General features: G+C 60.9%; 10 protein-coding genes and 1 pseudogene. 5 read left to right on the plus strand and 6 right to left on the minus strand.

The genetic code is table 11. The annotated features are described in order from the left end of the window. The coding region (mobQ, locus tag IE243_RS21560) for a MobQ family relaxase (protein WP_308432094.1) at nucleotides 1-736 on the minus strand (736 nt) is incomplete at its 3' end. A gap of 101 nt (nucleotides 737-837) precedes the next feature. On the opposite strand from mobQ, the gene IE243_RS21565 reads away from it, so the two are divergent. Continuing rightward, on the plus strand, nucleotides 838-1,146 hold the full coding sequence (locus tag IE243_RS21565) for a hypothetical protein (RefSeq protein WP_191321368.1): 309 nt from the start codon (nucleotides 838-840) through the stop codon (nucleotides 1,144-1,146). A gap of 381 nt (nucleotides 1,147-1,527) precedes the next feature. On the opposite strand, the gene IE243_RS21570 is transcribed toward IE243_RS21565, so the two are convergent. Then, complete coding sequence (locus IE243_RS21570; RefSeq protein ID WP_191321369.1) at nucleotides 1,528-2,277, minus strand: outer membrane protein; 750 nt, start codon at nucleotides 2,275-2,277, stop codon at nucleotides 1,528-1,530. A 367-nt stretch (nucleotides 2,278-2,644) separates the two neighbouring features. On the opposite strand from IE243_RS21570, the pseudogene tnpA reads away from it, so the two are divergent. After that, a pseudogene (gene tnpA / locus IE243_RS21575) lies at nucleotides 2,645-2,884 on the plus strand (IS200/IS605 family transposase); the annotation flags it as partial. On the opposite strand, the gene IE243_RS21580 reads toward tnpA, so the two are convergent. The 3 genes from IE243_RS21580 to IE243_RS21590 all read right to left on the minus strand — a co-directional run bounded on the left by IE243_RS21580 (nucleotide 2,881) and on the right by IE243_RS21590 (nucleotide 4,184). Beyond that, entirely contained in the window at nucleotides 2,881-3,384 is a 504-nt protein-coding gene (locus IE243_RS21580) for a hypothetical protein (RefSeq protein WP_191321370.1), read from the minus strand. The pseudogene tnpA and the gene IE243_RS21580 overlap by 4 nt on opposite strands. 99 nt (nucleotides 3,385-3,483) lie before the next feature. Beyond that, entirely contained in the window at nucleotides 3,484-3,759 is a 276-nt protein-coding gene (locus IE243_RS21585; RefSeq protein WP_191321371.1) for a type II toxin-antitoxin system RelE/ParE family toxin, read from the minus strand. Then, on the minus strand, nucleotides 3,759-4,184 hold the full coding sequence (locus IE243_RS21590) for a ParC-related protein (RefSeq protein WP_191321372.1): 426 nt from the start codon (nucleotides 4,182-4,184) through the stop codon (nucleotides 3,759-3,761). Before IE243_RS21590 ends, IE243_RS21585 begins: the two co-directional genes overlap by 1 nt. 545 nt (nucleotides 4,185-4,729) lie before the next feature. Between IE243_RS21590 and IE243_RS21595 the strand changes: the two genes are divergently transcribed. The 3 genes from IE243_RS21595 to IE243_RS21605 all read left to right on the plus strand — a co-directional run bounded on the left by IE243_RS21595 (nucleotide 4,730) and on the right by IE243_RS21605 (nucleotide 6,506). After that, complete coding sequence (locus IE243_RS21595; protein WP_210319947.1) at nucleotides 4,730-5,743, plus strand: replication initiation protein; 1,014 nt, start codon at nucleotides 4,730-4,732, stop codon at nucleotides 5,741-5,743. 115 nt (nucleotides 5,744-5,858) lie between these two features. Continuing rightward, nucleotides 5,859-6,131, plus strand: a complete 273-nt coding sequence (locus tag IE243_RS21600; protein WP_191321374.1) for a type II toxin-antitoxin system ParD family antitoxin — start codon at nucleotides 5,859-5,861, stop codon at nucleotides 6,129-6,131. Between the two features lie 3 nt (nucleotides 6,132-6,134). Continuing rightward, entirely contained in the window at nucleotides 6,135-6,506 is a 372-nt protein-coding gene (locus tag IE243_RS21605; protein WP_191321375.1) for a type II toxin-antitoxin system RelE/ParE family toxin, read from the plus strand. Nucleotides 6,507-6,531: 25 nt separating this feature from the next. Here the strand turns inward: IE243_RS21605 and IE243_RS21610 are convergent. Continuing rightward, a partial coding sequence (locus IE243_RS21610) for a hypothetical protein (RefSeq protein WP_210319948.1) occupies nucleotides 6,532-7,637 on the minus strand: 1,106 nt, incomplete at its 5' end.

The following is a 7,637-nucleotide window of genomic DNA, read 5'->3' on the forward strand; positions in this document are numbered from 1 at the left end:
CCCGGCGCCGGCGGCGCTCGACGGCCGTCAAAGCCGGGCCCAAGTGCACGGTGGCCGACGCTTCCAAGCCCCGCGCCTCGAAAGACCTGTGATCGATGCTCTTGGCGATCCCGGCCTCCCGCAGAGCCGTATTCACCATCGTGGCCCAGTGCTCGCGGATGCGGGATATCTCGACGCTGCCGGTTTTGGCCGCGTCGAGGATTCTGGTTTTGGCTCCGATACCGTCCGCTTCCACAACCCGGGTCGTGGTCAGGATGTGCGCGTGGACATTCCTACGGTCTCCATCGCCGGATGGTGCATGAACGGCGATATCAGCACCCACGCGATAGGTCTGGACCAGATACCTGGCGAAGGCTGTCGCCAAGGCCACCTGCCGGTCGCGGTCAAGCTCGGCAGGGAGCGCCAGCTCGTACTCACGAGCGACCGTGCTGTTGATGCGCCGCTCGGCCATCTCGGCGGCGTTCCAGAGCCCCCCGCGGGACCGGAACGGAGAGTCGTGGGGCTGGATTAGCCCCCGGGCCATGACCCCCTTCCGCCGCCGGTAATCGTGGACCTCACCAGTGCGCTCGTCGCGGATGTGAGAGCCGCTGCGATAGGCGGCGGCGGGGGTCGCAGACCGCCCTGCGGACCTCGAAATTGTTTTGACCGAAAGGTGATAAATCGCCAATTTTAAGGTCCGCATTTTTTGGGGTGCAGGGGATCGCCCTTGCCGCGCGCAAACTCGGAGAGTTTGCATAAGTGCGCCCTTCGGTAAAAATGACCATTTCTGGAAGCCGTTTTACAAACGATCCAATTGCGATATTGTACAGGAAAAGTCACGGGGAAAAAGGTGCAAGGATGGAGGCTGACAAGCCGGCCATGTCGCGACGGGAAAAGGCCGAGCTAAAGCTCAGACAGGCCCAGGAGCGCGTCAAGAAAATTGCCGCCGGGGAGCGCAAGGCAACCCGCAATCTCAATACACGCCGCAAGGTGATCTTGGGCGCTTGGGTCGCAAAAAGCCTGCCCACAACCACTGGCCTAGCGGCCGCCGTCTTGAGTTGGATCAACCAGATGCCGCCCAAGGATCGGGCCCTATTCAGTGATCCTGAGATGTTGGAGCAGCTGCGCGCCAAGGCGGAACTGGATCGCGCGCCGCGGAAGAATTAGCCCGCCAGGCGGCGCCACCAGCTGACTGGCTGTCGCACTTTCAGGATCGCGTTCATGCGGCTTGTAACGGTGTGCGTGGCGCCACCGACCTGTCCGATGGTTTGCCATCGGCGCTCGCCACCCTCGACCCTGTCATGCGCGGAGGTCCTGATGAAAGGAACGGAAGCAGGAATCGGCAACAGGCCGAACGCTAGCCAACCAGCCGGCGCTGCCAGCTGCCTGTGTGACGGGCGGCTAGCTGGGCTTGCTCGCGCCAAGGCCAGATAAGTTATCTGGGGCTTTACTCGCGAGCAACTCCGCTGTTTTGCAGTTTGATGAACACAAAAAGCCCGGCAGCTTACGCTGCCGGGCTTACGGTGAAGCAGGGATATCCCTGGGTTATCAGAACTTGTAGTTCAGACCGACGCGCACAACGCCGAACTCGTTACGCTTGTTGTTGCTGCCACCGTAGTAGTAGGCATTGGTAGCGTAAAAGTTGCCCCAGGAGTTCTTGTCCTTCTCGAGCGAGACATACATACCTTCAACCCGAGCAGTCAGGTTGTCGGTGAACGCGTACTCAAGACCACCGCCGAGCACCCAGCCAACCTTGGTATCGCTGTTATTGCCGCCGTAGTAGTAGCCGGGGTAGCCGAAAGCGTAGTTGTTATTGCTGTCGCCGCCGCCGTAGGCGAAACCGCCGGTCACGTAGATCAGAGCGCGGTCGAAGGCAAAACCAGCGCGGGCGCGGACGGTGCCGTACCACTCAATACCGTTTCTGTTTGAAGCGTAGCCGAAGCCATTGTTCTTCTGCTTCAGGTCAGCGTACTGGATGTCAGCTTCGGCACCGATCACGAACTGACCGATCTGGTAGTTGTAACCGATCTGACCGCCGCCGGCGAAACCGCCATCGTTATTGGAATTCGAACCATAATAGTACGGGGTAAAGCCGTAGCCGTAGTTGTTTTTGTCGTCGTTGGTGTTCCAGGCGTAACCAGCGTTCACACCAACGTAGAAACCGGTCCAGGTGAACACGGGAGCAATCACAACCGGAGCTACCGGAGCATATTTACGCGAAGGCAGGTCAGCAGCGAAAGCGGAACCAGCGGCCAGCATGGTAGCGGCCGCAACACCCGCCAGAAGAATCTTTTTCATCACTCACTCCGTTTTTTTGCTTTCGACAAAGAGGCTAACGCCGCTCACCGTAATCCATAAGGATTTACACGCACATGCGTCGACTGTCTGTATCATATTTGTAACAAATTTATCAAAGGAGCGTATCAAGGCAATCTAAAATGCAAATTTCCAAGTTTTCATACGGCGTTTGGAAAAAAATCACGGCATTTTCGTCCTCTGTGCGGAAAAATACAGGCGTTGGAAATTCAGGAAATTAGTGAAATTTGGAGCATAAACATTAATACTACGATTAGATCGTTGCATTTGGCATGCAAAAGCGTAAGATGCCATTACTCACTCCAAATTGAGCCACCCGCAGTCGGAACCACGTTGGTGCCGACTGCGGGTGGCTGCTTTGATCGGCTATCCGCCCAAGGTGCCGGTATCGACGCTTGTGAACAGCCTCAAGGGCGTGTCCAGCCGCTTGCTACGCAAGGAGCGACCCGACATTCAGCGGCGCTACTGGAGGGGTGTGCTGTGGTCGCCCAGCTACTTCGCGGCCTCCTGCGGCGGTGCGCCCATCGGGATCGTGCGCCAGTACATCGAGCAACAGCAGACGCCTCGTACCCACAGTCGGCAACGCTAGCCGACTAGCCGCCGCCACCAGCTGACGGACTGGCGCGCGGCGAGTGTCTGGGCCTGTTCGCGCCAGGCGTCCCGATCTGCAGACAAATCGTCAGCGCGCCGCGATGCCGTGTCTGCCCGCTGCCGCTCGGCGGTCACCAAATCCCGCTGCCCTGCTAGCGCGGCTTCGAAGCGAGCGACACGGGCCTGAAGCTCGCGGACCATATTCTGCTCGGCAGCAATGGCTTCGGATTTCCGGCCGGTCTCCGCCCGGAGCTCATCAATCAATCTCAGCATGTCGACAGCCGGAATTGCCCCCCCGGAGACCGGCTGTTCTCCGGCCGGTCTCCGGGGGGGGCGAGCCGAATGGCTGACATCTGCCAGATCGACCGAAACCCTTTTCTTTCCATCATTTCCGAGTGCCGTTTGGAGCCGGAGAGCCCGCGCCTTCTTCCGGGCGGCCTCCGGGCTTATTCCGAGGCGCTGACCAAACTCAGCATATGTCAGGGATTCAATCGTCATCCGGCCGTCCTCCGCCCGGAGAAACTAGACAGGAATCCCTTTCGATTTCCTCACCCAGTCGCCCACGCCATAGGCGCACTTCTCCGATGCCCCCGTCTCTTACGGGTACCGCTGTTTTCCATGCAGGACGCGGAGGATGACGATGCGCTCCGGTTCCGAGCGGTAGACGACGACAAACGGCGTGCGTGGCGCCGCCAGCTCCCGGGTTCCGGTGACCCGGCCTTCCCTGCCGCTTTCCGGAAACAGCGCCAGCTGGTCGATGCTGCTACGGATACGGGCGACCTGCTCGCGGGCCGCTGCCGGGCTGTCCCGGGCGATGGCGGCGGCGTGACGGCCCAGATGCTCGAGCGCACGGCGCGTGTAGACGATTTGCATCAGTGTGAGGCTGCGGAAATCGCGGCCTCAATGACAGCATAGGCCTCGTCTGCCGTGACCACCTCGTCGCGCCCGGCTTCGGCGATTCCGGCTTCGACCTCGGCCCGGAACCAGGCGTCATGGGCTGCAGCTTCGCGTTGCTGGCGCAGGCGCTCGGCCTGGTCGGGGCGGCTGTGACCGGCAGCCTCCGGATCATGGCCGCTGGCGTCGACCTGGAAGTGGGCGAGATCGAGTTCCTCGCGAATGAAGGCGGCGGCGCTGTCGAGACGCCTCCAGGTGCGCAGGGAGCCCCGTGTGGAGGCGACGGCGCGTTCCTGGGTCCCGTAGCGCACGCAGACGGCCCATGCGCCTCCCTGCCCCACCACAGTGGCGCTGCGGATGGCCTGGGCCTCGACCAGATTGCGCACGGCGCGGCTGTCGATCATTGGCGGATTTTGGCGTGGCGAGCCCATATGACACCATTCTCTGAGCAATCGGAGAGCAATCTTTCAAAGGGTGTATCACGTTTTCAGGTCATGCGCCTGTGGCGAGTTCCATAACGTCCAGTCTGCGAACGCCCCTCGCACACCATCGGACCTGTAGCCGCACCATAACATTCAGACGGTACGGAATCGTTAGCGTACGTTTTCGGACATACTCTCACCGCCCACCACTACATCGTAGAGTCAGTGTGCCGCAGGCACGCCGAGCCGGTCCTTGGCTCCGTTAGGAGCCGTTTTGGACCGGAGACGGTGCCCGCATTGCGGGCACCGCTCTTTCTTGTTCTATAGTTCTATAAGTTCAGGCGCTAATTTGCATTTAATCTCAATCGGTTAGTTCTTTAAAAGTGAGGAATCGGGCCGATGAGGTGAGGAATCGGGCCGATGAGGTGAGGAATCGGGCCGGTAAAGTGAGGAATCGGGCCGAAACCGAAAGTTGACAAGTGAGTTTGTATCACATGTAAATCTCACTTATGGCAAAGACGATGCACGTGGCGGCTGACCGCTCCAATGACCCGACAAAAACCGTGCTTCCTGCGGAAGTCGCGCGCGGAGTGTTCATGCAGAACCCGCCGTCGCTTCAGGCTCTCAAACTGATGCATCTGATGATCGCGACTGCGGCCGGGCGCATGGCGGATGAAACTCGCCATGAAATCCGTTTGGCGGATATCCGCCAGATTGAGGGCATGAAGAACCATGATCGAGCCAGCATCACCCCGCTGTTCACTGAGCTCAGCACAACTGTCCTGGTCCATGACGACACCGAGAAGAAACGCGTCACCATAGGCGGTCTACTGGATGAGGCTGTGATCGATTACCGAGAAGAAATCAGCGGTGATCTGCTGGTGTCATGGTGGTTTGGCCGAAGCTTTCGACGGATGGCTCTGGAATCGAACCATTGGGCGATATTGGACCGCCAGACAGTATTCCACCTCGGATCAAAATACGCGGTTTTGCTGTTCCAGCACGTGGCGAGTCTTGCTCCGTTCGAGCACGTGTGCAGCCGGACCTTCAGCACCGCAGAGATCCGTTCCCTGCTGGGTGTCACACAAGGCAAGCTGGCCAGATTCGCCGATTTGAATAAATGGGCACTGAAGCCAGCAATTGCCGAGATCAACCACCTTTCCCGGCTCACACTAACGGCGGCATCAAACAAAGTTGGGCGCACGGTCGCGAGTGTCACGATCAGCTGGACCGAAAAAGCGTCGGACAAAAAGGCGGATGCGAAAGCCGAAATGGCGCGCCATCGCGTCGGCCGCGAGGCGCGACGGGCAGGTACGGTCGAGCAGGTCGCGCCTATTGAAGCCACTCCGGCTAAGGGCAATTTTCCGGGGTCAGGACCAATCCGGCATGGTGAGTGGGGCGACATCGCCAGGACGTATTTGCCACGGCCACACCCTGACCTAGAACGCGTTGCCGACGCATATCGGGCGTGGACGCAGGAAAAAAATATTCCGCGCTCTATCGCGACATTCTCAGGATTTTGTCGGGGCTGGAAAGGCTGAGTCTGGCAGATCCATGCGGGAGGCGAGGGGGAGTGATCAGGTCGGCATGGATGCAACATGAATTGGCAAAAATTGCCAATTCGATTACCGTACTGGAAACGACGGGAGATTCACCATGCCGACCCGGAACATCAATCTCACCGCCGAGCAGGACGCCTTCGTCGAGGAGGTCGTTCGGGCCGGCAGGTACCAAAACGCCAGTGAGGCGATGCGCGACGCCGTACGCGGCCTGCAGCAACGCCTGAAGACCGACGATCTGAAGCTCGATCTCCTGCGCGCGCAGGTCAGCGCAGGGCTCGCCGCGCTCGACCGTGGCGCATTCACGGAGGTGGACGACGCCGATCTCGACGCCACGCTCGATCGCCTTGCAGCGAACGGATCGCACTAAACCGTGGCGCGTTATCGGCTTTCCGACCCGGCGAAGGCCGACATCACCACCGTGCTGCGCACCAGCGAGACGCGACATGGGGCCGGGACGCGCATCCGCTACCGCGCCTTGCTGACCGCAGCGCTGCGCCGGATCGCCTCCGACCCGCTGGGGCTTTCCACCACCGATCGCAGCGAGCTTTCCGCCGGACTGCGCAGCATGCATATCCGCCACAGCCGCAGCGACAGCCGCGAGGCGCCGGTCGGCGATCCGGTGCATGTGATTTTCTATCGCGCACGCGAACCCGATCTGGTCGAGATCGTCCGCGTACTGCATGAGCGGATGGAGCCAGGCCGGCATGTCGGTCCTGAAAACCGGACCGACAAGGACGCGTAGTAACCCATGCCAATACTGAACTGGCTTATCGCTCCCGCCCGCCGTCACGCCGTTTGGTGGACTGTTTCTTCTCCGGTGCAGATGGCAGAAACCCCTCCTTTTGCAGCAGCAGCACATATTGCTGATGCGAGAGCTGCCAGCCCTCTACCTCATTAGCGTCCTTGGCCGCCTTCTCAACGATGGCGGGCGCGTCAGATTGGAGATCTCGCTCGATGTTCTGCACCCATACCGCCACCTGATCCGCGGCTTCACTGAGCGCGCGACGCGCATACGTGATCACTCCCTTGTCACCATGCGCCCTTGGATTATGGCGATGCACCCACATGACAGCGACATGCGGACGTTCGCGATCCGTGGCGGCATCGAGGGTCCACCGCCGTTCTGGCAAGTGCCCTTCGTCGCGCAACTGCTGAAGTAGCTTCTCCCTGGCGGGCATCCAGCTCCGTATGATCTTGATATTTTCGCGGATTTCAGGATCGGACGCGTTGCTCGCCATTCCCCGGAACATTTGGCGCACGCGATGAGCGACTTCACCTAGAGCGGCCCATACGACCAGCAGGAGTTCTTCCATGTCCGGAGTGCGCTCCGGTCTGCTTACAAGCAGCAACGCCGTAGCGATCAAGGGCTTTTCGCGCTCGGCCGGCGTCCAGCGAGCGTCCGCGGCTGCCCGCTGGGCAGCCTCCTGGGCCTGACGCTCCTCCGCTGCCCGCTGGGCGGCCTCTGCCTCAGCCATGCTTTGAGCGGCCAGAGCCCGTATCTGATCTCCGATACCGGGACGTGGTGCAGCGGCCTTGACCTCGTCCTGCTGCTGGCGGGCCTCCCTCTGGACCGCACCTAGGGCCACCTGCAGCGACTGTGGCTCTCGATGACGCTCTGGAGCCTGCCTAGCCGCCTCCGCAGCCCGCTGGATGGCCTCTTGCTGTTGGCGCTGGCGCTCGGCAGTCTCCTCCGCGCAGATCTTCGCGAGCTCCTCGCTGGCCTCTATCAGGGTGCGACGGGCCGAAAGGATCTCTGCGTTGAGCTTGGCCCGTCGCGACCCGGGCCGGTACTCTTCGCCGCGGGGCTTGGCCTCCCGGCGCCGGCGGCGCTCGACGGCCGTCAAAGCCGGGCCCAAGTGCACGGTGGCCGACG

The organism is Camelimonas fluminis (assembly GCF_014656355.1).
Lineage (GTDB): Bacteria > Pseudomonadota > Alphaproteobacteria > Rhizobiales > Beijerinckiaceae > Camelimonas > Camelimonas fluminis.

Bases quoted from the DNA above. Each gene is read 5' to 3' on its own strand.
- IE243_RS21590 (WP_191321372.1), bottom strand. From the start codon at position 4,184: ATGATCGACAGCCGCGCCGTGCGCAATCTGGTCGAGGCCCAGGCCATC.
- IE243_RS21600 (WP_191321374.1), top strand. From the start codon at position 5,859: ATGCCGACCCGGAACATCAATCTCACCGCCGAGCAGGACGCCTTCGTC.
- IE243_RS21565 (WP_191321368.1), top strand. From the start codon at position 838: ATGGAGGCTGACAAGCCGGCCATGTCGCGACGGGAAAAGGCCGAGCTA.
- IE243_RS21585 (WP_191321371.1), bottom strand. From the start codon at position 3,759: ATGCAAATCGTCTACACGCGCCGTGCGCTCGAGCATCTGGGCCGTCAC.
- IE243_RS21570 (WP_191321369.1), bottom strand. From the start codon at position 2,277: ATGAAAAAGATTCTTCTGGCGGGTGTTGCGGCCGCTACCATGCTGGCC.
- IE243_RS21580 (WP_191321370.1), bottom strand. From the start codon at position 3,384: ATGACGATTGAATCCCTGACATATGCTGAGTTTGGTCAGCGCCTCGGA.